Below are 24,127 nucleotides of genomic sequence, written 5' to 3'. Positions count from 1 at the left end.
GTGTGGCACGGGCGCGCACGGAGGTCCGGTTGTCCACAAGGCTGTGCCCGAGATGTCGGAATCGTCGGCATGATGGTGCCCTCGCGCGTGGACGAGCGGAACAGAGGAACAGATGGACACGACGGTCCTGGACCTGCCGACACCGGTGGCGAACCGGTTGCGACGCCCTGGCTGGCGCGACCCGCGCCTGCTGGCAGGGGTCGCGATGGTCGCCGGATCGGTCGCGCTCGGCTCATGGGTGGTGCAGGGAGCCGAACGGACGACGCAGGTCTACGTGGCCCGCGACGCCCTCACCCCGGGGTCGGCCGTCGAGGCGAGCGGGCTCGGCGTGGCACAGGTGAGGCTCGTCGACGTCGACGTCGAGCGCTACGTCACGGTGGCCGACGGCGTGCCGCTGGACGCGGTCGCGTTGCGTGTCGTGGCTCCCGGGGAGCTCGTGCCCCGTGCCGCGCTCGGGTCGGCAGCCGACCTTGACGTGCGTCCCGTGGCGATCGCCGTGACGGTGGCGCCGTCGGCGGACCTGGTCGCGGGCTCGCTCGTGGACCTGTGGGACGTTCCGGCAGCCACCCGGTCCGCAGGCGGTAACGAGGCCGCTGTGCTGCCTCGCGAGCTGGCCCCCGCCCTGACCGTCGCTCAGGTGAAGCGCCCGGACGGCGCCTTCGTGACAGGCGGTTCGACCGTCGTCTACGTGCTGGTCCCGACCGCGATCCTGCCGACGGTGCTGGCGGCGGTCGCGGGTGAGGGGGAAGTGCAGCTCGTGCATGTCCCGGGGTCGGGGAGCTAGGCGATGACGGTCGGGGTGCTGTGCGCGGTGCGGGGATCGGCCGAGGCTGTGATCGTGCAGGCGGTCGACGGCACAGGCGGCCGGCTGACGGTCACGAGGCGGTGCGCCGACCTGGCTGAGCTGTTGGCTGCCGCAGAGGCCGGGCTCGGGCGCATCGCTGTCGTGTCGGTGGACCTGCCGATGCTCGACCGGGACGCGGTCGCGGCTCTCCACCGTTCGGGCGTCCGGCTCGTCGGGCTCGGCGAGGCAGGGGCTCCCTGGTTGAGCGAGCGGATCACTGCGCTGGGCGCCGATCTCGTCGTCGACACGCCCGACGACGCAGCCGGGGCGGCCGCGCTCGTCCGTGACGTCGTCGAGGTGCTGGGGCGAACGGCCGACGACGTGGGGCAACCCGGTGCGACGCCGACCGACGGGCACGCCCGTGGCCCGCGCTTCGACCCGCCCCACGACGCCGCCGGCGTCGATCACCTCGGGGACCCGCCACGGCGCACCCAGCTCGGCCGGGTCGTGGCGGTGTGGGGTCCCACGGGAGCTCCTGGCCGGACGACTGTCGCAGTCAACCTCGCGGCTGAGCTGGCCCTCCTCGGCGGTCATACGCTGCTCGTCGACGCCGACACCTACGGCGGCACGATCGCTCAGGCGGTCGGTCTGCTCGATGAGGCGCCCGGGCTGGCCGCGGCGGCTCGAGCCGCTGGTCAGGGTGGTCTCGACACGGAGCTGCTCGCGCGACTGTCTCCGCTCATCTCGCCGGACCTGCGCGTGCTGTCCGGGATCTCGCGTGCCGACCGGTGGCCGGAGCTGCCGTCGGCTGCGCTCGACGTGGTGTGGACCGTGGCCCGGACCCTCGCTGCCTGGACCGTGATCGACTGCGGCTTCTGCATCGAGCAGGACGAGGTTCTGAGCTACGACACGCGCGCCCCGCGCCGCAACGCCGCGACGTTGTCCGCGCTCGGTGACGCCGACGAGGTGGTGGTCGTGGGGGCCGGGGACCCGCTCGGGATCCAGCGCCTGGTGCGTGCGCTCGGCGACCTCGCCCAGCTGGGGCTCGTCGGACGTACGACGGTCGTGGTCAACCAGGTGCGGGCGTCGGTGGCCGGCCCTCGGCCAGGTGAGGCCATCACGGCGGCGCTGGATCGCTACGCCGGAGTGAGTGCTCCGCAGCTCGTCCCCGAGGATCGGCCGGCGCTCGATGCTGCGCTGCTCGAGGCGCGGCTGCTCCATGAGCTCGCGCCGACCTCGCCGGCTCGCCGCGCGATCGCCGCACTGGCGCTGCGGCTCGGCGACCGGCCGAGCCGGTCGAGCGTCGCGCGCCCGGCGCGCCGGTCCCGCGAGCCGGCCGCTCTCAGCGAGCCCCGGGATGCGGCGCGCCTGGCGGGGGCGTGAGTGCCGAGCGGCAGACTGGGCGCGTGCGCATCTACCTTCCCTCGACCCTCGACGAGCTCGACGCGACGGGCGCGGTCCCGTCCGGCGCACCAGGCGGTGCGGTCGCGTCGTTCGAGCCGCGCATCGTCCACGCGGTGACGGCGGCGCTCCGGGCCGCCCTGCCGGATGAGGACGAGGAGGGTCTCGAGTTCGTCGCCCTGCTCGCCGCCGCCGACGAGGTGCTTCTCCGGCTCGCCGGGCGCCCGGACGCACCGCGTCTGCGGCTCGTCCTCTCCGTCGACGTCCCCGAGGCGGACCTCACGGCCGTCGACGACGACGAGCGGGCACCGAGCGCGGCGCAGCTCCGGGTCGCTGTGAAGCGGGACGACATCGTGTGCGCGCACGTCGACGAGCCGGCGGCGTCGGCTGACGTCGAGCGTGCCGTCGCGGGGGACTCCGGTGCGGTCGAGCGGCTCGACGACCTCGACCTGCTCTGGTACGACGCGACGGAGCTCTCGGCGATCCCGCGCTGACGACGGGCTCTCGCGCTCACGGGCATCGCGCCGGTCGGGTTCGCCGAGCAGAGGCTCGCGACGACCGGCCGCGACGATCAGCCGTCGATCGGGTCGAGGACCTCGAGCGCGGCAGCGTGGAGCAGGCCGTTGGAGACCAGCGCCGACCCGCCGAAGGGTCCCGGCACGCCGGTGATCGAGGTGAACGTGCCGCCTGCCTCGGTGACGATCGGGACGAGCGCGGCCATGTCGTGCAGGGCGAGGTCAGGTTCGGCGGACAGGTCGACTGCGCCCTCGGCGACGAGGACGTGCGACCAGAAGTCACCGTAGGCGCGTGTGCGCCACACCTGACGACCGAGCTCGAGGAAGTTGTCGAGCTTCCCCCGCTCCTCCCACCCGGTCAGGCTCGAGTACGAGAGCGACGCGTCCTTGAGGGTGCTCACACCGGACACCTGGAGGCGCGACGCGGCGGCCAGCGACTTGCCGGTCCACGCCCCGGAACCCTGGGCTGCCCACCACCGGCGGCCGAGCGCCGGCGCGCTCACGAGCCCGACGACGACCTCGTCGCCGTCGAGCAGCGCGATGAGCGTCGCCCACACGGGGACGCCGCGGACGAAGTTCTTGGTGCCGTCGATCGGGTCGATGACCCATCGGCGCGGTCCGTGCCCGGTGTCGGGCATCTCCTCGCCGTGCACGGCGTCCCGCGAACGGGCGCGCGAGAGCTGGCCACGGATGATCTCCTCGGCCGTGCGGTCGGCGTCCGTGACAGGCGTGAGGTCCGGCTTGGTCTCGACGCGGAGGTCCTGAGCCTTGAACCGGGCCATCGTGACGGAGTCGACCTGGTCGGCCATGACGTGGGCGAGGCGCAGGTCGTCGTCGTAGCCGGGGCGCAGGGTCATGCGAGACACCGTACTGGCGCCGCGTCGGGGTCGAGGGCGACCCACCGGGCCGAGGCGACGCGAGGCGGCAGGTACGGCATCAGCCGGCACTGGCGACATCGGGTGCCGAGCTGACCGTCGGCTCGGCCTCGACGGCGCCCGTCCGGCTCGCGAAGAGGCGCCGGAAGGACTCCACGCGGGCTGCGCGAGCGAGCCGCACCGGCTCGTCGGGGGCTCCCGCGACCCACGCGTCGAGCACGCAGTCGGGGGCGTCGGCCGTGTGCGTGCAGCCGCGCGGGCAGTCGTCGGCGACCTCGGCGAGATCGGCGAACGCGCCCAGGAGGTGCTGGGGATCGACGTGGGCGAGGCCGAACGAGCGCACCCCGGGGGTGTCGATGACCCAGGTGGGTGTGGCGCTGTCCGGCACGACGACCCGCAGGGCGACCGCCGACGACGACGTGTGCCGACCGCGCCCCGTCGTGTCGTTGACCACCCCGGTCGCCCGGTACGCACCGGGGACGAGCGCGTTGACGAGCGTCGACTTCCCGACCCCGGAGTGACCGACGAGCACCGACGTGCGCCCGGCGATCGCGCCGCGGAGCTCGTCGAGGCCGATGATGCCGTCGGGCCCGCGGCTCGTGATGACGACGCGCACGCCGATCGGCTCGTACATCGCGACGAGCTCGGCGGGATCCGCCAGGTCGGCCTTCGTCAGCGCGAGCAGTGCGTCCATGCGCGCGTCGTAGGCGGCAGCGACGCAGCGGTCGATCATGCGGGTGCGGGGCTCGGGGTCGGCGAGGGCCGTGACGATCACGAGCTGGTCGGCGTTGGCGACGATGACGCGCTCGATCGGGTCGGAGTCGTCGGCGGTGCGACGCAGCACCGTGGTGCGCTCGCGGATCCGCACGATCCGGGAGAGCGAGCCGTCGACGCCGGACGTGTCGCCGACGAGGTCGACCCGGTCGCCGGGCACGACCCGTTCCCGACCGAGCTCGCGGGCCTTCATCGCGATAGCCTTGCGCTCGTCAGGCCCGCCGACATCGACGAGGACGGTGTAGCGACCGCGGTCGACGCCCGTGACGAACCCGACCTCGGAGTCGGCGTGCTCGGGGCGGGTCTTCGTGCGTGGCCGTGTCCCGCGGCGCCCCGGTCGGATCCGGACGTCCGACTCGTCGAGGGCCCGGCGCGCCACGCTCAGCAGCCCCCGCCGTGTGCGGGCGTCATGCGAGCATCCCGGACCACAGGCCGACGAAGTCGGGGATGGTCTTGGCCGTGGTCGCGACGTCTTCGACCCGGACACCGGGGACCGCGAGCCCGATCAGTGCGCCGGCGGTCGCCATCCGGTGGTCCTTGTAGGTGCGCACGGTGCCGGACCGCAGCGGCCGCGGCGTGATGACCAGTCCGTCGGTGGTCTCCTCGGCCTGCCCGCCGAGGCGGGTGATCTCGGCCGCGAGCGCCGCAAGACGGTCGGTCTCGTGACCGCGCAGGTGGGCGATGCCGCGCAGTCGCGTGGGGGAGTCCCCGAGCGCGGCGAGGGCCGCGATGGTGGGGGCGAGCTCGCCGGCGGCGTGCAGGTCGAGGTCGATGCCGTGGATCGCACCCGTGCCGCTCACCGCGAGAACGTCGCCCTCGAGCACCGTCGTGGCGCCCATGCGCTCGAGGATGCCGGGCAGGAGCCCGCCGGGCTGCGTGGTCTCGCCGGGCCAGCCCGGCACGCGCACGGTTCCGCCGGCGACGAGCGCGGCGCACAGGAACGGTGCCGCGTTGGAGAGGTCGGGCTCGACGCGGATGTCACGTCCACGGATGGGGCCCGGCGCGACGTGCCAGATCGCGGGACGCGAGTCGTCGATCTCGACCCCGGCGGACCGGAGCAGCTGCACCGTCATGGCGATGTGCGGCAGGCTCGGCAGGGTCGGCCCGATGTGCCGCAGCGTCAGCCCGTGCTCGAAGCGCGCGGCCGCCAGCAGCAGGCCGGAGACGAACTGGCTCGAGCCGGACGCGTCCACGTCGATCTGACCGCCGCGCACTGACCCGCGCCCGGTCACCGTGAAGGGGAGACGCCCGGGCTCGCCGTGCTCCTCGACGCGGACGTCGAGGATCCGCAACGCGTCGAGCACCGGGCCCATGGGGCGCACGCGTGCTCCGGCATCGCCGTCGAACCGCACGGCGCCGTCCGCGAGGGCAGCGACGGCGGGGAGGAAGCGCATCACCGTTCCGGCGAGCCCACAGCTGATCGTCGCGGGTGCGCGGGGAGGCGTCGGCGTGACCACCCAGTCGTCGCCCCCGCCGGGTGCATCCTCGATGCGGGTGCCGAGCGCGCGGAGGGCATCCGCCATGAGCAGGGTGTCGCGTGAGCGCAGCGCGCCGCGCAGCCGCCCGGGCGCGTCGGCGAGAGCCGCGAGGACGAGGTAGCGGTTGGTGAGGGACTTCGATCCGGGGACCTCGACGGTGGCGTCGAGCGGGCCGGGCGCGATCGGTGCGTCCCACGCGTCCTCGTCGAGGCCGACGGTGTCCAGAGTCTCGGGCGTCGTCATGGGGTCAGGGTATCGGCCCGCGGGTCGGCACCGACGGGCAACGGCCCGGCCGCGGCCCGTCGGGCGATCCGTCGCACCGCGTCACTGCGCTGCGGACGCGTGCTCCTCGCGTGCCTTCGCGACCCGCCACGCCACGCCGGGACGACCCTCGTAGTCGGCGCCGGCGAGCAGCGCCCCACCGGTGAACGCGACGGCGCGCACCAGGCGGTCTCGGCGGTCGCGGCGCGCCTCCTTGTCGAGCGCCGGGCGCTCGCGGAGCGGCAGGTTCGCCACGATCAGCGGCGCCGTCAGTGCGGCGAGCGCGAGCGCAGCGGTGCGGGGCGCCCTGCCGGTCGCGAGCATCATGCCGGCTGCGGCCGTGGCGGCGCCGTGCGCGCGCACCAGTGCCGCGACCTGGGCGGTCGTCGGTGCGCGGTAGGGGTCGAGCGCGCCACCGAGCGCCCCACGCGGCACCAGGCGGGCAACGCTCTCCACAGCGGCGCGTGCGCGCACCGCGTGCGCGTCGGGACGTCGTGCCGCGTCGTACCCCTCGGACACGAACCAGGAAGCGAACAGAGGGCGGGCGATGCGGCGGAGCAGCATGGCGGATCTCCTTGACAGCCGGGGGCGGGTGCGGTCGCTGGTCGAGCTCAGAGTGCTCCGCCGGCCGCCGCAGGTGCGTCCGCGGACTCGCCGCCGTCGCCGACCTGCTCGCGTGCGACGTAGTTCTCGAGGTCGAACAGGTTGTCGCCGGCGCGTGTCGCGACGGTGCGCAGCGTCGTGGCGGACGCGACCTCCTCGACCTGCTCCTTGAGGAACCACAGGAGGAACTGCTCGCCGAGGGCGTCGCCCTCCTCGCGAGCGGCCCGGAAGATGGCCTCGATCTGCTCGGTGACCTGCTGCTCCTGCGCGAGCGCGAGGGAGATCGGGTCGAGGACCGACGCGAAGTCGTTCCGCACCGGTCCGCCGGCCGGGATCTCGACCTGCAGGCCTCGGTCGAGCAGGTAGCGCACGATCATCAGCGCGTGGTTGCGCTCCTCGATGGCCTGCCGGTAGTAGTGCCGGGCCAGCTGGGGCAGGTCCTGACCGTCGAACCAGACGGCGATCGCGACGTACTGCTGGTGGGCGTCGAACTCGTGGCCGATCTGCTCGCGGAGCAGCTGCAGGTATCTCGAGTCAGTCATGACGTCACGCTAGCGCGCACGCCACGCGTCTGCCGAGGGGCGCAGGCGGCGGGGCAGGGAATCGCCGGGTACCGCACCGCGTTGTGCGCATCATGAGCTGTGCACTCGCCGCCCGCCCGACCGTCAGGTCGCTGCCCGGCCTCACCGACCCGATCTCGCCCTGGGGGGGCCTCTCGGCGTCGAGCCGCCCGGCGGTTGCGGGGCTAGGCTCGACGACGATGAACGAGGACACTGACCGAGCGCCTGGCGCCGAGGACGACGCGGCACGCAGCGAGCGGTTCGAGACAGAGGCGCTGGTCTACCTCGACCAGCTCTACGGTGCTGCGCTGCGCATGACCCGCAACCCTGCCGACGCCGAGGACCTGGTGCAGGAGACCTTCACCAAGGCGTTCGCCGCCTTCCACCAGTACCGACCGGGCACGAACCTCAAGGCGTGGCTGTACCGGATCCTGACGAACACGTTCATCAACACCTACCGCAAGAAGCAGCGGGAGCCGCTGAAGTCCGCGGCCGAGGACGTCGAGGACTGGCAGATCGCGCGTGCCGCGTCACACACGTCCACCGGGCTGCGGTCGGCCGAGGCCGAGGCGCTCGACCACCTGCCCGACTCGGACGTCAAGGAGGCTCTGCAGAGCATCCCGGAGGACTTCCGGATCGCGGTGTACCTCGCGGACGTCGAGGGGTTCGCGTACAAGGAGATCGCCGAGATCATGGGGACGCCCATCGGGACGGTGATGTCCCGGCTCCACCGCGGGCGCGCTCAGCTGCGTGACCTGCTGTCGGACTACGCACGCGGCCGTGGACTCGTCGCGGCCGCACCTTCGACACCGGAGGACGCCCGATGACCGCCCATGAGGAACCCGAGAGCACGTCGAGCCTCAATCTGACGCCGCGAGCGCACGGCGACTGCGGGGTCGGGTGCACGGAGGCGCTCGACAGGTTGTTCGAGTACCTCGACTCCGAGCTCGTCGCGCCGGACGCCGACCGGGTGCGGGCGCACCTGGCCGAGTGCACGGGCTGCCTCGAGGAGTTCGACGTCGAGGCCGTCGTGAAGAAGATCGTCCGCCGCAGCTGCCAGGAGGCGGCACCGGCGGAGCTGAGGGTGCGGATCCACGAGCGGCTCGTGTCGTTGCGCGTGAGCGACGGCACGGTCTAGCGAGAGGTCGGCTGACCGGGGCCCTGACGAGGGGACCGGGGGACGACGAAGGGCCCGGTGCTTGCGCACCGGGCCCGCGTCATGTCTCTGACGTCCGCGCGAACGACTCAGGCGTTCGGGCGGTTGCCGTGGTTCGCGGCACTGCCCTTGCGGGCGCGACGCTTGCGGCCACGCTTGCTCATCGGTATCTCCTCGGGTTCTGGCGCCCACGGTGCGCGCCGGATTCGGCTCCATCGTCCCACACTGTGCGGGTCGCGTTCGCCGCTCCCCTGGGTGCGACCGGCGATCTGACGCCGTCACGGGTTCAAGTCGGGCCGGGTGCGCTCCGATGTACGAGGGGTGAGTGACCAGCCCATGTCCGTGATCCCGCTGCTTCATGCCCTCGCGAGCACGGGAGGCTCCGACCTGCACGTGAAGGTCGGGTCCGCCCCGCGCGTCCGTGTCGACGGGAGGTTGCGCAAGCTGCAGGTACCCGAGCTGCGCCCCAACGACACCGAGCACATGGTCGCCGAGGTGCTGCCCGAGGACCTGGTGGACGAGTTCCGCAGGACGCACGAGGCGGACTTCGCGTTCTCCGTCTCGGGGGTCGGGCGCTTCCGCGTCAACGCGTTCCAGGCCCGTGGGACGTTCGGTCTCGTGTTCCGGCGCGTGTCGATCGGGGCGCAGTCCCTGGCGGAGCTCGGGCTGCCCGAGGTCGTCGGCGAGCTGGCCCTCGAGCCGCGCGGGCTGATCCTCGTGACGGGGCCCACAGGCTCGGGCAAGACGACGACCCTGGCCTCGATGGTCGACCTCATCAACTCCTTCCGTGAGGTCAACATCGTGACGATCGAGGACCCGATCGAGATCCTCCACCACGACAAGAAGGCGATCATCTCGCAGCGCGAGGTGCGTCAGGACACGGCGGACTTCACCGTCGCGCTCCGTGCGGCGATGCGGCAGGACCCCGATGTGATCCTGGTCGGCGAGATGCGCGACGTCGAGACCGTGCGTGCCGCGCTGTCCGCCGCCGAGACCGGGCACCTCGTCCTGTCGACCCTGCACACGATCGACGCGGCGGAGTCCGTCAACCGGATCGTCGACTTCTTCCCGCCGCACGAGCAGAAGCAGATCCGCATCGCGCTGGCGCAGGCGTTGCGCGGCATCGTGTCGCAGCGACTGGTGCGCAAGGCTGACGGCACCGGCCGGAGGCCCGCCATCGAGGTGCTCGTCAACACCGGCCGCACGGCCGAGGCGATCCTCGACCCGTCGACCGCCCCGCCGCTCCTCGACCTCATCCGTGAGGGTGAGTACTACAAGATGCAGACGTTCGACCAGCACCTGTTCCAGCTGATCCGTGATGACGTCATCACGTACGAGGAGGCCTGCTCGGTCGCCACGAACCCGCAGGACCTCACGGTCGAGCTGCGGGGTGCGGGGCTCGTGTCCTGACTCCTTGCCTCCTGGGCATTTCGAGATATATCGTGTCTTGAACGCGATATATCTCGAAATGAGGAGCAGTCATGCCCACGGAGTCCTGGGTCGTTGCCGGCCCGCAGATCATCGAGGTAGAACAGGTCGACTCGCTGCGGGTGCAGCTGGTGGGCGGCCGGGTCGATGTCGTCGTGCACGACGACCCCGCCGAGACCGGCGCGCGCATCGAGGTCCACGCCGTGAGCGGCAAGCCGCTCGAGGTGTCGCTGGCCGACGGCGAGCTGCGGGTCGGGTACAGCTTCACGCTCGTCGGCTGGGAGGCCTTCGTCGAGAAGTTCCGCACCTTCCGCGACAAGGACTCGGCCGACGTGCACATCGCCGTGCCGCGCACCATCGCCGTGAAGCTCGGCACGGTGACTGCCGAGGGCCTGCTCGCGGGCGTCCAGCACGACGCGAGCGTCTCGACCGTCTCGGGGAGCATCGTGACCGACTCGACGCGTGGCGCGCTGTCGGCGAACGCGGTCTCGGGCGAGATCGTCGTCCGAGGCCACACCGGTGACCTGACCCTCAACACCGTCTCCGGCGACGTCACCGCAGCGGGGGACCTCGCGCGCGTGCACGCGAACACGGTCGCCGGCGCCCTGGTGCTCGACGTCTCGACCGGGACGTCCTCGATCGGCGCGACGACCGTCTCGGGAGACATCACGGTGCGGCTGCCCCAGGGGCGCGGCGTGAACGTCGAGGCGCGCAGCGTGACGGGCCGGGTCGTCGTCGACGGGCACGACTACAAGGCGCCGATGCCCGGTCAGACGAAGGTCGACCTGCGCTCGGGCGAGGGTGCGTGCTTCGTGTCCACCACGAGCGTCTCCGGTCACCTGACGGTCCTGCGCGGCGGCGGGGTGGCGTGATGGCGCCGGTGTTCGCCCACGGCCAGCTGAGGCTGTACCTGCTCTCCCTGCTGGAGTCCGGGCCCAAGCACGGCTACGAGCTCATCACGGCCCTCGCGGACCGGTTCGGGGGGACCTACCGGCCGAGCCCGGGGACTGTCTACCCGCGTCTCGCCCGGCTCGAGGAGGAAGGGCTGGTCCGACGCGTGGACGACGGCCGGAAGGGCACCTACGCGCTCACGGATGCCGGCCTGGCCGAGCTCGCCGCGCGCAGCGGGGAGCTCGCGTCGCTCGAGGAGGGGCTCGCCGAGACGGTTCGCGGCCTCGCCGCTCAGGTGCGTGCCGACGTCCGCGGCTCGATGGCCGGACTGCGGGCCGACCTGGCGGCGGCGGCCCAACAGGCGCGGGCATCGGCCGTCCCCGCAGCGAGCGCGCGACCGGGTGACGCCCGGACCGCCTCGCACGTGCGCTGGACCGAGAGCGAGGCGATGCTCCAACGGTTCCGGGACGACCTGCGGGCCGAGCTGCGCCGGGTCGACGCGGTCGACGGGGTCACCCAGCTCACCGTCGACACGCTGCGGACGGTCCTCGAGAGTGCCCGTACCGCTGTGCGAGCGACGCTGCAGTGAGCGCGACGCCGCAGTGCGCGTGACGCTGCAGTGAGCGGGTCACCCGGCCGGGCTCAGGTCGGGTGACCCGAGCTCAGACGGCGTCGTCGGGCAGCCCGAGCCAGCCGTGCCACCCGGTGTGGAGCACGAGCCATGCCATGAGCCCGTAGCCGGCCTGACCGGGCAGGACACCGTCGCCTGCGGCGAGGTCACCGAGCCACTGCTCGTGCGCCGCGAGCGGGGTGTAGGTGTCCACGTAGGGGACCCGTCGTCGCGTCGCGACGTCGCCATAGGCTCCGGAGAGGTCGGCGATCTTGTCGCCGTCCCCGGCGCGGCCCGGCGGCGGGCCGACGACGAACGTGCTGATCCGGCGCTGCTCGGCGATGTCGAGGACGTTCGCGAGGTTGAGCCGGCTCCGCGCAAGCGACAGCCCGGCCTCGACGTCCGCGCGACCGAGGGCGACGACGAGGCGGTTGTCCGCCTCGGGGGACAGGCGCCGATCGACCTCGTCCTCCCAGCGCGCGCCGAGCGCGGTGCTGGTCTCACCGGGCACGGCCAGCGTCAGGACGGTCACGGGGGTCGGGGCATGGGTGCGCGCGGCGACGCGCCCGACCCACCCGAGGCCCTTCGGGTCGCCCACGCCGGCGACCAGCTCGTCGCCGATCACCGCCAGGCGCAGCGGCAGGTCGCCCACAGTCATCACTCCTCGGAAGTCGTGTGCGCGGGTCGGCCGGGTCGCTTGCCCGGTGACGCCGCACGTGTCGGCCCCAGTGTCGCAGGCAGGGCGCGCCGGGCCGCGGTCATCGCCGGGCGCGCCGGAGCCTCACCGCGCGAAAGCGCCCTCGAGGAGGGCAGCCTGCTCGGCCTGGTGCTGCTTGGCCCGACCTGCGGCCGGCGACGCCGACGCCGACCGCGAGACGACCCGGACCGGGCGCCCGACGACCTGCGGCAGGTGCATCGACACGTGGGTCCACGGGCCCTGGTTCTCAGGCTCGTCCTGGACCCACACGAGCTCGGTGTCGCCGTACGGCGCGAGGACCTCCGCGAGCGTGTCGCCGTCGAGCGGGTACAGCTGCTCGAGGCGGACGATCGCGGTCCGCTCGTCGCCGATCTCGGTGCGGTGCGCGAGCAGGTCCCAGTAGACCTTGCCCGAGCAGAGCACCACGCGGTCGACCTGGCTCGCGCGCGTCGCCGCCACGTCGTCCCCGATGACCGTCCGGAACGTGCCCGAGGTGAAGTCGGCGACGTCGGACGCCGAGGCCTTGAGCCGCAGCATCGACTTCGGTGTGAAGACGACGAGGGGTCGACGCGGACGGTCGTAGGCCTGGCGCCGGAGCAGGTGGAAGTGCGAGGCGGGGGTCGACGGCTGTGCCACCGTGAGGTTGTCCTCGGCGCACATCTGCAGGAACCGCTCGATCCGTGCCGACGAGTGGTCCGGTCCCTGGCCCTCGTAGCCGTGCGGCAGGAGCAGGACGACCGACGAGTGCTGGCCCCACTTCTGCTGCGCCGAGGAGATGAACTCGTCGATGACCGTCTGCGCGCCGTTGACGAAGTCGCCGAACTGCGCCTCCCACAGGACGAGCGCGTCCGGGCGCTCGACCGAGTAGCCGTACTCGAAGCCGAGGGCCGCGTACTCGCTCAGGGACGAGTCGTAGATCCAGAACTTCGCCTGGTCGGCCGCCAGGTAGAGCAGCGGCGTCCACTCGGCGCCCGTCTGGCGGTCGTGCATGACGGCGTGCCGCTGCACGAACGTCCCGCGGCGCGAGTCCTGCCCGGCCAGCCGCACCGGTGTGCCCTCGATGAGCAGTGAGCCGAACGCCAGCAGCTCGCCGTAGCCCCAGTCGATCCCGCCCTCGCGTGACATCTGCTCGCGCTTGGCGAGCAGCTGGGCGAGCTTGGGGTGGATCGTGAACCCCTCGGGTGGCCGGACGTGCGCGCGGCCGATCCGCTCGAGCACGCTCGCGTCGACGGCCGTCTTCCAGCCGACCATGACGCCGGCGTCCTCGAGCTGGGACTCCGGGCGTTCCAGCCCGGCGACCGGCTCGCTCGACGGCGGCGGGGTGTAGCCACCCTCACGTGTCTCGCTGAAGACCCGCTCGAGCTGCGTCTGGTAGTCCCGCAGGACATGCTCGGCCTCGTCGACCGTGATGTCGCCGCGTGCGACGAGCGTCTCGGTGTAGAGCTTGCGGACCGAGCGCTTCGCCTCGATGAGGTTGTACATGAGCGGCTGCGTCATCGACGGGTCGTCGCCCTCGTTGTGGCCGCGACGCCGGTAGCAGACCATGTCCACGATCACGTCGCGGTCGAACTGCTCGCGGTACTCGAACGCGAGCTCGGCGACGCGCACGCACGCCTCGGGGTCGTCCCCGTTGACGTGGAAGATCGGCACCTGCAGGCCCTTGGCCACGTCGGTGGCGTACTGCGAGGACCGCGACGAGGACGCGCCGGTCGTGAACCCGACCTGGTTGTTGATGATCACGTGGATCGTGCCGCCGGTGCGGTAGCCGCGCAGCTGCGAGAGGTTGAGCGTCTCGAAGACGACGCCCTGGCCCGCGAACGCCGCGTCGCCGTGGATCAGGATCGGCAGCACGGAGAACCCGTCGCCGCCGAGGTCGATCCGGTCCTGCTTGGCGCGCACGATGCCCTCGAGCACCGGGTCGACGGCCTCGAGGTGCGACGGGTTCGCCGCGAGGTAGACCTGGGTCGTCGCGCCGGACTCCGCGGTGAACGTGCCCTCGGTGCCGAGGTGGTACTTGACGTCGCCCGAGCCCTGGACCGACTTCGGGTCCTGGTTGCCCTCGAACTCGCTGAAGATCTGGCCGTAGCTCTTGCCCGCGATGTTGGCGAGCACGTTGAGCCGTCCGCGGTGGGCCATGCCGATGCCGACCTCGTCGAGCCCGCCGTCCGCGGCCTTCGACAGGATCGCGTCGAGCAGCGGGATGACGGCCTCGCCGCCCTCGAGCGAGAAGCGCTTCTGCCCGACGTACTTGGTCTGCAGGAACGTCTCGAACGCCTCCGCGGCATTGAGCCGGCGCAGGATGCGCAGCTGGTCCTCACGCGGTGTGCGCGCGTACCCGGACTCGAGGCGCTCCTGGAGCCATCGGCGCTGGCGCGGGTCCTGCAGGTGCATGTACTCGACGCCGACGGACCGGCAGTAGGAGTCGCGCAGGAGTCCGAGGACCTCGCGCATCCGCGCACGCGGCTTGCCGGTGAACCCGCCGGTCGGGAACGTGCGGTCGAGGTCCCACAGCGTGAGGCCGTGCGACTGGATGTCGAGGTCCGGGTGCTTGCGCTGGCGGTACGCGAGCGGGTCGGTGTCCGCCATGAGGTGGCCGCGCGAGCGGTAGGAGTGGATCAGCTCGGCGATCCGTGCCGGCTTGATCGCCTCGGCGTCCGGGTCGTTGGACGAGTCCCGGACCCACCGGACCGGCTCGTACGGGACGCGCAGTGCGGTGAACACGCGGTCGTAGAAGCCGTCGCTCCCGAGCAGCTTGACGCCGAGGATGCGCAGGAAGTCGCCCGACTGCGCGCCCTGGATGATGCGGTGGTCGTACGTCGAGGTGATCGTGAGGACCTTCGACACGCCCATCCGGTTGAGCTGGTCCTCGGACGTGCCGGCGAACTCTGCCGGGTAGTCCATGGCGCCGACGCCGATGATCGTGCCCTGCCCGGCCATGAGGCGCGGGACCGAGTGGACCGTGCCGATCGTGCCCGGGTTCGTGAGCGAGATCGTCGTCCCGGCGAAGTCCTCGACCGTCAGCTTGTTGCCGCGCGCGCGGCGGACGACGTCCTCGTACGCGCTCCAGAACTGCGCGAAGTCGAGCGTGTCGGCCTTCTTGATGCTCGGCACGAGCAGCTGCCGGGTGCCGTCGGGCTTGGCGAGGTCGATCGCGAGCCCGAGGTTGACGTGCGCAGGGGTGAGCACGGCGGGCTTGTCGGCCAGGAGCGTGAAGGCGGTGTTCATCGCGGGCATGTCCGCGAGTGCCTCGACGAGCGCGAACCCGATGAGGTGCGTGAAGGAGATCTTGCCGCCGCGAGTCCTGGCCAGGTGGTTGTTGATGACGATGCGGTTGTCGACCATCAGCTTGGCCGGGATCGCACGCACCGAGGTCGCCGTGGGGACCTCGAGGCTCGCCTCCATGTTCGCCACGACGCGCGCGGCGGGGCCGCGAAGCTTCTGCACGTCGTCGGTCGCCTCGACGGCGGGCTCGGGCAGGTGGTGCGTCGCCGCGACCTCGGCGTAGGGCGCCGTGGCGGGCTGTGCGGTGGCGACCGGCGAGGCGAGGGCGAGTGCCGTCGGCTCCGGCTCGGCGACCGGCGTCGGGGATGCCGCCGGAGCGGCCACGACGGACGACGGGTCCGCAGACGACGCGACCGCGGACGCCTGGACCGCGGGGGTCGGGACCGCGGGCGTCGCGGGGACGGCGGCGGCCGGGGCGCCCGCGGGCGCGGGCGGAGCCGAGGGTGCCGGCGCGGCTGCGACGGGAGCGGTCGTCGTGGCTCCGGAAGGCCGGTAGCCCTCGAAGAACTCCCACCACGCGGGGTCGACCGCGTCCTTGTCCTTGAGGTATTGCTCGTACAGCTCGTCCACGAGCCATTCGTTGGCTCCGAAGTCGGCGTGGTTCGAGTCGGGCTGAGCCTTCTGGGACACGCGAGTTCCGCCCACTTCCGCCGCGGCATCTTCCGCGTCATCGTCGGTTCTGTTGTTGACAACACTACGGCCTGCGACCTGTGGCGACGCGCCCCGGAAGGCATCGGGGACGCACTTTCACGACACGTCGACAATCTGGTCAACGCAGGGCAACGACCCCTTCGGGCGAGGACAAAGGGGGGGTGCGGTAATCGTCCCGACGGGTCATGTGATCTACCTGCGCGCGAAGAACGACGTCGGTCGCCGGCTCGGCAGGGTCACCCGCATGGTGCAGCCGACGTCGGTGTCGGCGACCTCGATCGACCCGCCGTGCAACGAGATCGCCCACCGCGCGATCGCGAGGCCCAGCCCCGTGCCGCCGGTCGACGCCTGGCCGGTGATCGCGGGGTTGTTGCCGCGGGCGAACCGTTCGAAGACCTGGGCGCGCTGCGCCCGGTCGATCCCGGGGCCGTGGTCGACGACGTCAATGCGCACGTCGGACCCAGAACGCGTCGCGACGAGCCGGACCTCCTCGTCGGGAGGGGAGTGCCGGACGGCGTTGTGCAGGAGGTTGGCCACGACCTGGTGGAGGCGCTCGGGGTCCGCCGGCACCACGAGGTCGGGCGGGTCGACCTCGACGGGGAACGTGAGCCCCTTGTCGGCCCCCACGAGCGACGCGCCGGCCGCGGCCTCCTCGAGGAACGCTCGCAGCGGGACCTCCGTGATCTCCAGGCCCACGGCGCCCGCCTCGACGCGCGACAGGTCCAGCAGGTAGGTGACCAGCCGGCCCAGGCGTTCGGTCTGCGCGAGCGCGACGCGCATCGTCGCCGGGTCGGCCTCGCTCACGCCGTCGACGATGTTCTCGAGCTGGGCCTGCAGCGCCGTCACCGGGGTGCGCAGCTCGTGCGAGACGTTGGCGATCAGCTCGCGCCGCAGCGTGTCGGCCTGCTCGAGGTCGTCGGCCATCGTGTTGAACGCGGTCGCGAGCTGCCCGACCTCGTCGCGGCTCGTCGCCCGCACGCGCCGGGAGTAGTCGCCGCCCGCCATCGCGCGTGCGGCCGCCGTCATCTCACGCAGCGGCGACGTCATGCCGCGCGCCAGGAGCTGGGTGAGGACGAGCGAGATGAGGATCGCGAGCGGGAGCGTGCGCGACGGCCCGAGGTGGTTGTTGGTGCCGAGCCACGTGATGAGCGCGGCGAGCGTCACCGTCGCCGCGACGAGCACCCCGAGCTTGATCTTGATCGAACGCAGGCCGTCGAGCGGACGCACGTCCGGCAGCCTGCCCCGCAGGGCCTCGCCGCGCACGTGCTGGGGCATGCTCACTCGGGCGGCTCCGCCGGCTCGAAGGCGTACCCGACGCCGTGCACCGTGCGGATGAGGTCGGCGCCGAGCTTGCGCCGCAGCGCCTTGACGTGCGAGTCGACGGTGCGGGTGCCGCTCGCGTCGACCCAGTCCCACACCTCGGCGAGCAACCGCTCGCGCGTGAGCACGGTGCGCGGGCTCCCGGCGAGCGTCACGAGGAGGTCGAACTCGGTGGGCGTGAGATGCACCTCGACGTCGCCGCGGTAGACCCGGCGCTGGGCCTGGTCGACGACGACGTCGCCCACGGTCAGCGCCGGCTCGGCGAGGCTCGGTGTGCTCGCGAGCTCGGCTGCCCGGGCCGCGCGTTCGGTCCGCCGCAGCAGCGCCTTGGTCCGCGCGACGAGCTCGCGCATCGAGAAGGGCTTGGTCATGTAGTCGTCGGCGCCCACGCCGAGCCCGATGAGCATGTCGGTCTCGTCGTCGCGCGCCGTGAGCATGAGGACGGGCACCGGTCGCTCGGCCTGGATGCGCCGGCACACCTCGAGCCCGTCGATGCCGGGGAGCATCACGTCGAGCACGACGACGTCGGGCTGCATCCGGGCCGCCGCCTCGACGCCCGCATGCCCGTCACCGACCGACTCGACGCGCCACCCCTCGGCCGACAGCCGTTGGACGATCGCCGACGCGATCGCGGGCTCGTCCTCGACCACGAGAACCACGGTGGTGGCTGTTCCCTCGCTCGGCCGCGTCGGCGCGCCGGCGCTGTTGCTCATCGCCATGAGGTCAGCGTGGCACAGGGAGGGGTGGAACTCCTGGCAGGACGCCTCGCGACACCCGGTCGGCTGCAGCAGGTGCAGCGCCATCGTCCGGCGCCGGGACGCGTTCCGTATGATGGCACTCACCATGAGCAGCTCAAGTAGCTGCCGGCGTCCCGTCCGGGCTCTCGAGCCCGGGAGCGACCATGCCGGCTCCCACACTGTCCTGATCATCCCTGCCTGCAGCGTCCTTCCTGCCCGCAGCGCACGCCGCGGCGGTGGCCTGTGCTGACCGAGTGGCTCCTCGTCGGCCTCGGCGTGCTCCTCACCGCTGGGACCGCCGTCTTCGTCGCGAGCGAGTTCTCCCTCGTCACGCTCGACCCCGGGGTCGTCGACCGGAAGACGAAGGCAGACGACCGTCGCGGCCAGTCCGTCCGCAAGGCGCTCGCCCGGCTGTCGACCGAGCTGTCCGGGGCGCAGGTCGGCATCACCGTGACCACGATCCTGCTCGGGTACACGACCCAGCCGGCGGTCATCGCGCTGCTGCGCGTCCCCCTCGAGGACTCGGTGCTCGGCCGGGCGGTGGGTGGAGCCGTCGCCGGCGTGCTGGCGCTCGTCCTGGTCAACGGGTTCTCGATGCTGTTCGGCGAGCTCGTCCCGAAGAACTTCGCGCTCAGCCGCCCGCTCGGCACGGCGCGGGCCGTCTCCACCTTCCAGCGCACGTTCACGACGGTGCTGCGCCCGCTCATCGTCGTCTTCAACGGGAGCGCCAACGCGTTGCTGCGCCGGGTCGGGGTCGAGCCCAGGGAGGAGCTGTCCGGCGGCCGCTCGCCCCAGGAGCTCGCCTCGCTGGTGCGCCGGTCGGCGCAGGTCGGCACGCTCGACGAGTCCACCGCCACGCTGCTGACGAACTCGCTCGACTTCGAGGAGCTCACCGCGATCGACGTCATGACCGACCGTCAGCGGGTCGTCGTCGTGCGCCGGGACGACCCGGCGTCCCACGTCGTCGCCCTCGCCCGCGAGACCGGCCACTCGAGGTTCCCGGTCGTCGGCGACGGACGTGACGACATCGTCGGGCTCGTGCACCTGCGCCGGGCCATCGGCGTCCCGTACGGGCGGCGGAGCGAGGTGCCCGCCGCTGCGCTCATGGTCGACGCGCCCCGTGTTCCCGAGACGGTGCGCCTCGGGCCGCTGCTCGTCGAGCTGCGGGAGCTCGGGATGCAGATGGCGGTCGTCGTGGACGAGTACGGCGGCACCTCGGGCATCGTGACGCTCGAGGACGTCGTCGAGGAGCTCGTGGGTGACGTCGCGGACGAGCACGACCGCCGGCGCAGCACCGTCACGCGGCGGGCCGACGGCTCGTGGGCGCTGCCGGGCCTCCTGCGGCCCGACGAGCTGACCGAGGCGACCGGGCTGTCCGTCCCCGAGGACGGTCCGTACGAGACCCTGGGCGGCCTGGTCATGGCACTCCTGGGCCGCGTGCCCGAGGTCGGCGACGAGGTGGTCGCGGACGACGTGCGGCTGCGGGTCGAGGCGATGGCGGGGCGGCGGGTCGAGCGGGTCGCCGTGGCGCCCGTCGACGAGGGCGAGACGCCTGACGACGACCGCGGGCACGGCGAGCGCGGCCGCGACGAGCGTGGCCGGGACGAGCGCGGCCGCGACGGGGGTGGGCGCGGATGAGCACGTCCTGGGCACTCCTGCTGGCCGTGCTGCTGCTCGCGGGCAACGCGTTCTTCGTCGGTGCGGAGTTCGCGATCATCTCCGCGCGGCGTAGCTCGATCGAGCCGCTGGCCGATGCGGGCGACCGTCGCGCGAGGACGGTGCTGTGGGCGATGGAGCACGTCTCGCTGATGCTGGCGGTCGCGCAGCTCGGCGTGACCGTGTGCTCGACGAGCCTCGGTCTCGTGGCGGAGCCGGCGATCGCGCACCTTCTGCTGCGACCCCTCGAGGCGATCGGTGCGAGCACCGGCCTGGCCCACCCGATCGCCTTCGTCGTGGCCCTGGTGCTCGTCGTGTACCTGCACGTCGTGCTCGGCGAAATGGTGCCGAAGAACCTCGCCGTCGCGGGACCGGACAAGGCCGTGCTGCTGTTCGGGCCGCCGCTCGTCTGGGTCGGGCGCGTGGTGCGGCCGGTCGTCTCCGCGCTCGACTGGACGGCCAACCATGTCCTGCGACTGTTCGGTGTCGAGCCCCGGGCGGAGATCGCCTCGGCGTTCACCGCACAGGAGGTGCAGTCGATCGTCGAGCGGTCGCGGGCCGAGGGGTTGCTGGCCGACTCGTCAGGGCTGCTGTCAGGTGCGATCGAGTTCTCGGACCGGACCGCTGCCGACGTCATGGTGCCCTTCGCGGACCTCCTGACCGTGCCGGTCGGGGCGAGCCCCGACGACGTCGAGCGGCTCGTGGCCCGGACCGGGTTCAGCAGGTTCCCGGTCGCCGGGCCCGGGGGTGAGCTCACCGGGTACGTGCACCTCAAGGACGTGCTCTACGCCAACGACGTGACCAGGTACGTCCCGGTGCCCGCGTGGCGCGTGCGAGCGCTCGCGGCCGTCACGCCCGAGGCCGAGGTCGAGGACGCGCTCGCGGCGATGCAGGCGTCAGGGTCGCACCTCGCCCGCGTGGACGACGGCGGTCGCGTCGTCGGCGTCGTCTTCCTCGAGGACATCCTCGAAGAGCTCGTGGGTGAGGTTCGGGACGCGATGCAGCGCGAGCAGCCCCGCTGACTACCACAACCAGCGCGCCTGGACAAGTGTCCAAGGGGCTTGGAAGGGCTCCCATGATCCGTTACTGTTTCGTGATCGCACCGAGGTATCTGGCGCAGTCCAACGCGTCGGCCGATCGAGCGCGGTACCCGTCGTCCAGGTCGAGAGCTTCGGAGGTGTCGTGGGGTCGCATCGTGCGGAGCCCGCATCTGCCGATGCCCCCTCGCGTCGTCGCGCTCGCGCGTCCGAGCCGGCGCGCAGCGCATCCGTGACCCATGCCCCGGCCGAGCGCGCTACGGGTCGGCCGGGCCGGAACCTCGCGCGGCTCGGTGTGCTCGTCGCTCTCGTCGGTGTCACGGTCGTCGTACCGGTCAGCCAGCGATCGATGTCGGCAGGCGCCGCAGTCGCCGCAGACGCGCTCACCGACTCCACCGTTCCGGGCACCGTCGAGGCGCTGACCTCGGTGCCGTTCTCCGTCCTCCCGCCCGCGTCCCTCGTCTCGGCGGACGCCACCGCGGTCCGTTCCACGCTCACCGCCAGCCGGTCGGACGATCGCGACCCCCTGCCGGGATGCGACGGGACGACCCGCCCCGCCGGGAGCAACGGCCTGCTCAAGGTCTCGGACCTGTGCACGCTCTGGGACGGCCGCACGCAGATCCGGGCGGATGCAGCCGTGTCGTTCGCTGTGCTCAACCAGGCGTTCGTGGCCCGCTTCGGTGCGGACATGTGCCTGGAGAGCGGGTACCGCACGCTCGCCCAGCAGCGGTCCGTCAAGGCGCAGAAGGGCGGCCTCGCGGCGCCCCCCGGCAAGAGCAACCACGGCTGGGGTCTCGCCATCGACCTCTGCAAGTCAGAGACGACCGGCGTCAAGTGGACGTGGCTCAATGAGAACGGCCCGGCGTACGGGTGGGACAACCCGTCGTGGGCACGCCCCGGCGGCAGTGGCCCCTTCGAGCGCTGGCACTGGGAGTTCTCCAAGGGCGTCCAGGCGGACGGCGAGTACTACGGCTGAGGCCGTCTGACCTGGCGGGCCTAGGTCGTGGACCCCGAGTCGCGGCTCCACGAGCACCGACCACCGAGCGCCGGGCTACCTGAGCTGGACCGCCCGCGCCATGACGGGCGGGCCGCGGCTCAGAGCAGGGTCAGCCCCCAGCGGACGGTGTAGTTCTCGCCAGGCGCGAGATGAACGAGTCGCTCACCCGTGCGGAACGCGTCCGCGATGCAGCTCATCGGCTCGGCCGCGACGCCACGGCGCTCGATGACCGGGATGCCGTCGCCCGTGCACACCTGCCAGGTGTCCATCGAACCGTCCATCCACACCGCCGCCGCGTGCCCGTCGGGAGCGCCGAGCTGGATCCAGGACAGTCCGTCCGCATCCCGCCGCACGTCGACGAACGCGTCGTCCAGGGCGACGCCGGCGAGCAGGCGCGGCTCCCGCAGGTCGTAGGACCCCGCGACGGGCTCCGTCCCGGTGGGGAGCAGGCGGTCGTCGACCGTCACGCGGCTGTCAGCGTCGAGGCGCAGCGTGCACTCGTCGACGCGTGCGTCGCCAGGTGAGAGCCACGGGTGGAAGCCGATGCCGTAGGGCGCCGTCACGTCCCCGAGGTTGGTCGTCGTGACGGTGACGCCGAGGCCCGCGTCCGTCAGCGTGTACATCACGCGGGTACGCAGCGGGAACGGGTAGCCGGCGGTCGGCACGAGGTGGTGCTCGAGCGTCACCGACGTGGCCGTCGGCGGAGCGTCCGCTGCCGGGGTGAACCGTGCGTGGGCGACGAGACCGTGCAGGGCCGTGGACCGGTCGGGCTCGGTGAGGGCGACCTGGTGGTCCACGCCCGCGTAGGTGTACCGGCCGTCGCGCAGCCGGTTCGGCCAGGGGACCAGCACGGCGCCGGAGAACGCGGGGGCGATGCGGTCCGCCGCGAAGGGCAGGACGACGTCGCGCCCGCCGACGGCGTACTCGCGCACGCTGGCGCCGACCTCGGCGATCGTGGCGCGCTGGGCGCCCAGGACGAGCTCGAACTGGCGGCCGGACGGCGCGGGAGTGTTCACGCTCACACGGTAGTAGGCGCCGCCTGCGAGAGCGCGCGAACGACGCGCCACGTGTCCGACTGTGGACAGACGGGTGCGAGATGCCCGGTTCGTCCCCTACTGTCGGGTCCGCCCCGGTTCGGACCGGGTGCTCGGGTGGGCTGACGGAAGCGGAGACGCGGGTGACGGTGGAAGGCGTGGCGATCCTCGAGACCGAGGTCCGCGAGCTCATCCGCCGCCGCGGCATCGACCCCGTCCGCGACCGCCGAGGCATCCAGGATCTCGTCGCCGATGCGCTCGCCGACTACGACGGGCGGAGCGTGATCGGCGCGGTCCCTCCGCTCGCCGACCCGCACGGGGCGCTGAAGTCGATCATCGATGCCGTTGCCGGTCTCGGGCCGCTGCAGCAGTACCTCGACGACCCGGAGGTCGAGGAGATCTGGATCAACTCTCCGTCGAAGGTCTTCGTCGCACGCCGGGGCGAGCCCGAGCTCACCACGACCATCCTGACCGCGGGCCAGGTCCGCGACCTGGTGGAGCAGATGCTCAAGGCTTCGGGCCGTCGCCTCGACCTGTCCAGCCCGTTCGTCGACGCGAGCCTGCCCGGTGGGGAACGGCTGCACGTCGTCATCCCCGACGTCACGCATCGCGACTGGGCCGTCAACATCCGCAAGTACGTCGCACGCGCCCGCCACCTCGAGGACCTGGTGACCCTCGGTTCGCTGCCCGCCGCCGCAGCGGTCTTCCTCGATGCCGCCGTGAGAGTCGGCCTCAACGTCCTCGTCGCAGGATCGACCCAGGCCGGCAAGACGACGATGCTCGGGGCGCTGGTCGGCTCCGTCCCGCCGCGGCAGCGGATCATCACGTGCGAGGAGGTCTTCGAGCTCAACCTCGGGCACCGCGACGTGGTGGCGCTCCAGTGCCGTCAACCGAGCCTCGAGGGGACGGGCGAGATCCCGTTGCGTCGACTGGTCAAGGAGGCGCTGCGGATGCGCCCGGACCGCCTGATCATCGGCGAGGTCCGCGAGGCGGAAGCGCTCGACCTCCTGGTCGCGCTCAACGCCGGCGTTCCCGGCATGTGCACCCTGCACGCCAACTCGGCGCGCGAGGCGCTCACCAAGCTGTGCACGCTGCCCCTCCTCGCCGGGGAGAACGTGTCCGACCGCTTCGTCGTGCCGACCGTCGCGGCAGCGATCGACATCGTCGTGCACCTCGGGCTCGACGCGCGCGGTCGACGGCGTGTCCGGGAGATCGTGGGCGTGCCCGGTCGCGTCGAGAACGGCGTCGTCGAGATCGCGGACCTCTACCACGTGCGCGGCGAGGAGCTGGTGCGCGGCGACGGCTACCCGCCGCACCAGGACCGCTTCGCTCACGCCGGTATCGACCTGCCCGCGCTGCTGCGCGGCGAGCGCTGAGGCC

22 protein-coding genes are annotated in these 24,127 nt (G+C 72.4%); 12 read left to right on the top strand and 10 right to left on the bottom strand.

Annotated features, from left to right (window positions below; genetic code table 11):
- Positions 1–112: 112 nt before the first annotated feature.
- The 3 genes from DDP54_RS02570 to DDP54_RS02560 are packed head-to-tail and all read left to right on the top strand — an operon-like array spanning position 113 to position 2,679.
- Positions 113–784, top strand: coding sequence for a hypothetical protein (locus DDP54_RS02570; RefSeq protein ID WP_109130425.1), 672 nt, complete (start codon positions 113–115; stop codon positions 782–784).
- Positions 785–787: 3 nt separating this feature from the next.
- On the top strand, positions 788–2,167 hold the full coding sequence (locus tag DDP54_RS02565; protein WP_109130424.1) for a hypothetical protein: 1,380 nt from the start codon (positions 788–790) through the stop codon (positions 2,165–2,167).
- A 23-nt stretch (positions 2,168–2,190) separates the two neighbouring features.
- The gene (locus tag DDP54_RS02560; protein ID WP_197711289.1) at positions 2,191–2,679 is read left to right on the top strand and encodes a hypothetical protein; all 489 of its coding nucleotides are present in this window, start codon (positions 2,191–2,193) and stop codon (positions 2,677–2,679) included.
- Positions 2,680–2,756: 77 nt separating this feature from the next.
- On the opposite strand, the gene DDP54_RS02555 is transcribed toward DDP54_RS02560, so the two are convergent.
- From DDP54_RS02555 to DDP54_RS02535, 5 genes are all read right to left on the bottom strand, one after another.
- The gene (locus tag DDP54_RS02555) at positions 2,757–3,557 is read right to left on the bottom strand and encodes an inositol monophosphatase family protein (protein WP_109130423.1); all 801 of its coding nucleotides are present in this window, start codon (positions 3,555–3,557) and stop codon (positions 2,757–2,759) included.
- Between the two features lie 79 nt (positions 3,558–3,636).
- Complete coding sequence (gene rsgA / locus DDP54_RS02550; RefSeq protein WP_109130422.1) at positions 3,637–4,728, bottom strand: ribosome small subunit-dependent GTPase A; 1,092 nt, start codon at positions 4,726–4,728, stop codon at positions 3,637–3,639.
- A gap of 28 nt (positions 4,729–4,756) precedes the next feature.
- The gene (gene aroA / locus DDP54_RS02545) at positions 4,757–6,070 is read right to left on the bottom strand and encodes a 3-phosphoshikimate 1-carboxyvinyltransferase (RefSeq protein WP_109130421.1); all 1,314 of its coding nucleotides are present in this window, start codon (positions 6,068–6,070) and stop codon (positions 4,757–4,759) included.
- Positions 6,071–6,151: 81 nt separating this feature from the next.
- The gene (locus tag DDP54_RS02540; RefSeq protein ID WP_109130420.1) at positions 6,152–6,652 is read right to left on the bottom strand and encodes a DoxX family membrane protein; all 501 of its coding nucleotides are present in this window, start codon (positions 6,650–6,652) and stop codon (positions 6,152–6,154) included.
- A 47-nt stretch (positions 6,653–6,699) separates the two neighbouring features.
- Complete coding sequence (locus tag DDP54_RS02535) at positions 6,700–7,233, bottom strand: ferritin (RefSeq protein ID WP_109130419.1); 534 nt, start codon at positions 7,231–7,233, stop codon at positions 6,700–6,702.
- A 92-nt stretch (positions 7,234–7,325) separates the two neighbouring features.
- Here DDP54_RS02535 and DDP54_RS02530 point away from each other — a divergent pair, with 92 nt between their 5' ends.
- The 5 genes from DDP54_RS02530 (at position 7,326) to DDP54_RS02510 (ending at position 11,315) form a co-directional block, all read left to right on the top strand.
- Positions 7,326–8,078, top strand: coding sequence for a sigma-70 family RNA polymerase sigma factor (locus DDP54_RS02530; RefSeq protein WP_109130418.1), 753 nt, complete (start codon positions 7,326–7,328; stop codon positions 8,076–8,078).
- Positions 8,075–8,389 carry a mycothiol system anti-sigma-R factor gene (gene rsrA, locus DDP54_RS02525; RefSeq protein ID WP_109130417.1) on the top strand — a complete coding sequence of 105 codons (315 nt, stop codon included), beginning with the start codon at positions 8,075–8,077 and terminating at the stop codon, positions 8,387–8,389. The genes DDP54_RS02530 and rsrA overlap by 4 nt, the downstream gene beginning before the upstream one ends.
- A gap of 339 nt (positions 8,390–8,728) precedes the next feature.
- Entirely contained in the window at positions 8,729–9,817 is a 1,089-nt protein-coding gene (locus DDP54_RS02520) for a PilT/PilU family type 4a pilus ATPase (RefSeq protein ID WP_197711287.1), read from the top strand.
- A 71-nt stretch (positions 9,818–9,888) separates the two neighbouring features.
- Positions 9,889–10,707: a DUF4097 family beta strand repeat-containing protein gene (locus DDP54_RS02515; RefSeq protein ID WP_109130415.1), complete on the top strand. Its 819-nt coding sequence runs from the start codon at positions 9,889–9,891 to the stop codon at positions 10,705–10,707.
- The gene (locus DDP54_RS02510) at positions 10,707–11,315 is read left to right on the top strand and encodes a PadR family transcriptional regulator (protein ID WP_109130414.1); all 609 of its coding nucleotides are present in this window, start codon (positions 10,707–10,709) and stop codon (positions 11,313–11,315) included. The genes DDP54_RS02515 and DDP54_RS02510 overlap by 1 nt, the downstream gene beginning before the upstream one ends.
- A gap of 73 nt (positions 11,316–11,388) precedes the next feature.
- On the opposite strand, the gene DDP54_RS02505 is transcribed toward DDP54_RS02510, so the two are convergent.
- From DDP54_RS02505 to DDP54_RS02490, 4 genes are all read right to left on the bottom strand, one after another.
- On the bottom strand, positions 11,389–11,994 hold the full coding sequence (locus DDP54_RS02505; protein WP_109130413.1) for a GDSL-type esterase/lipase family protein: 606 nt from the start codon (positions 11,992–11,994) through the stop codon (positions 11,389–11,391).
- 123 nt (positions 11,995–12,117) lie between these two features.
- Complete coding sequence (locus DDP54_RS02500; RefSeq protein ID WP_109132293.1) at positions 12,118–15,945, bottom strand: multifunctional oxoglutarate decarboxylase/oxoglutarate dehydrogenase thiamine pyrophosphate-binding subunit/dihydrolipoyllysine-residue succinyltransferase subunit; 3,828 nt, start codon at positions 15,943–15,945, stop codon at positions 12,118–12,120.
- A gap of 213 nt (positions 15,946–16,158) precedes the next feature.
- Positions 16,159–17,241, bottom strand: coding sequence for an ATP-binding protein (locus DDP54_RS02495; RefSeq protein WP_109130412.1), 1,083 nt, complete (start codon positions 17,239–17,241; stop codon positions 16,159–16,161).
- 2 nt (positions 17,242–17,243) lie between these two features.
- Entirely contained in the window at positions 17,244–17,999 is a 756-nt protein-coding gene (locus tag DDP54_RS02490) for a response regulator transcription factor (protein WP_109132292.1), read from the bottom strand.
- A 267-nt stretch (positions 18,000–18,266) separates the two neighbouring features.
- Here DDP54_RS02490 and DDP54_RS02485 point away from each other — a divergent pair, with 267 nt between their 5' ends.
- The 3 genes from DDP54_RS02485 (at position 18,267) to DDP54_RS02475 (ending at position 21,692) form a co-directional block, all read left to right on the top strand.
- The gene (locus DDP54_RS02485; RefSeq protein ID WP_109130411.1) at positions 18,267–19,661 is read left to right on the top strand and encodes a hemolysin family protein; all 1,395 of its coding nucleotides are present in this window, start codon (positions 18,267–18,269) and stop codon (positions 19,659–19,661) included.
- Complete coding sequence (locus DDP54_RS02480; protein ID WP_109130410.1) at positions 19,658–20,701, top strand: hemolysin family protein; 1,044 nt, start codon at positions 19,658–19,660, stop codon at positions 20,699–20,701. Before DDP54_RS02485 ends, DDP54_RS02480 begins: the two co-directional genes overlap by 4 nt.
- Before the next feature lie 247 nt (positions 20,702–20,948).
- A complete protein-coding gene (locus tag DDP54_RS02475) occupies positions 20,949–21,692 on the top strand; it encodes a M15 family metallopeptidase (protein WP_109130409.1) in 744 nt (247 codons plus the stop codon).
- Between the two features lie 119 nt (positions 21,693–21,811).
- On the opposite strand, the gene DDP54_RS02470 is transcribed toward DDP54_RS02475, so the two are convergent.
- Positions 21,812–22,729: an aldose 1-epimerase family protein gene (locus tag DDP54_RS02470; protein WP_109132291.1), complete on the bottom strand. Its 918-nt coding sequence runs from the start codon at positions 22,727–22,729 to the stop codon at positions 21,812–21,814.
- 167 nt (positions 22,730–22,896) lie between these two features.
- On the opposite strand from DDP54_RS02470, the gene DDP54_RS02465 reads away from it, so the two are divergent.
- Positions 22,897–24,123, top strand: a complete 1,227-nt coding sequence (locus tag DDP54_RS02465; RefSeq protein ID WP_242448422.1) for an ATPase, T2SS/T4P/T4SS family — start codon at positions 22,897–22,899, stop codon at positions 24,121–24,123.
- The last annotated feature ends 4 nt before the right edge of the window (positions 24,124–24,127 follow it).

This window comes from Cellulomonas sp. WB94 (genome assembly GCF_003115775.1).
Lineage (GTDB): Bacteria > Actinomycetota > Actinomycetes > Actinomycetales > Cellulomonadaceae > Cellulomonas_A.
The sequence above is the reverse complement of the archived record's forward strand: the minus strand, read 5'-3'. Positions and strand labels throughout refer to the sequence as shown.

Excerpts from the sequence above, each read along its gene's own strand:
- DDP54_RS02535 (WP_109130419.1), bottom strand. The coding sequence starts at position 7,233 with ATGACTGACTCGAGATACCTGCAGCTGCTCCGCGAGCAGATCGGCCAC.
- DDP54_RS02565 (WP_109130424.1), top strand. The coding sequence starts at position 788 with ATGACGGTCGGGGTGCTGTGCGCGGTGCGGGGATCGGCCGAGGCTGTG.
- DDP54_RS02515 (WP_109130415.1), top strand. The coding sequence starts at position 9,889 with ATGCCCACGGAGTCCTGGGTCGTTGCCGGCCCGCAGATCATCGAGGTA.
- DDP54_RS02490 (WP_109132292.1), bottom strand. The coding sequence starts at position 17,999 with ATGAGCAACAGCGCCGGCGCGCCGACGCGGCCGAGCGAGGGAACAGCC.
- DDP54_RS02510 (WP_109130414.1), top strand. The coding sequence starts at position 10,707 with ATGGCGCCGGTGTTCGCCCACGGCCAGCTGAGGCTGTACCTGCTCTCC.
- DDP54_RS02530 (WP_109130418.1), top strand. The coding sequence starts at position 7,326 with ATGAGCTGTGCACTCGCCGCCCGCCCGACCGTCAGGTCGCTGCCCGGC.
- rsrA (WP_109130417.1), top strand. The coding sequence starts at position 8,075 with ATGACCGCCCATGAGGAACCCGAGAGCACGTCGAGCCTCAATCTGACG.
- DDP54_RS02505 (WP_109130413.1), bottom strand. The coding sequence starts at position 11,994 with ATGACTGTGGGCGACCTGCCGCTGCGCCTGGCGGTGATCGGCGACGAG.
- DDP54_RS02540 (WP_109130420.1), bottom strand. The coding sequence starts at position 6,652 with ATGCTGCTCCGCCGCATCGCCCGCCCTCTGTTCGCTTCCTGGTTCGTG.
- DDP54_RS02555 (WP_109130423.1), bottom strand. The coding sequence starts at position 3,557 with ATGACCCTGCGCCCCGGCTACGACGACGACCTGCGCCTCGCCCACGTC.
- DDP54_RS02480 (WP_109130410.1), top strand. The coding sequence starts at position 19,658 with ATGAGCACGTCCTGGGCACTCCTGCTGGCCGTGCTGCTGCTCGCGGGC.
- DDP54_RS02495 (WP_109130412.1), bottom strand. The coding sequence starts at position 17,241 with ATGCCCCAGCACGTGCGCGGCGAGGCCCTGCGGGGCAGGCTGCCGGAC.
- aroA (WP_109130421.1), bottom strand. The coding sequence starts at position 6,070 with ATGACGACGCCCGAGACTCTGGACACCGTCGGCCTCGACGAGGACGCG.
- DDP54_RS02570 (WP_109130425.1), top strand. The coding sequence starts at position 113 with ATGGACACGACGGTCCTGGACCTGCCGACACCGGTGGCGAACCGGTTG.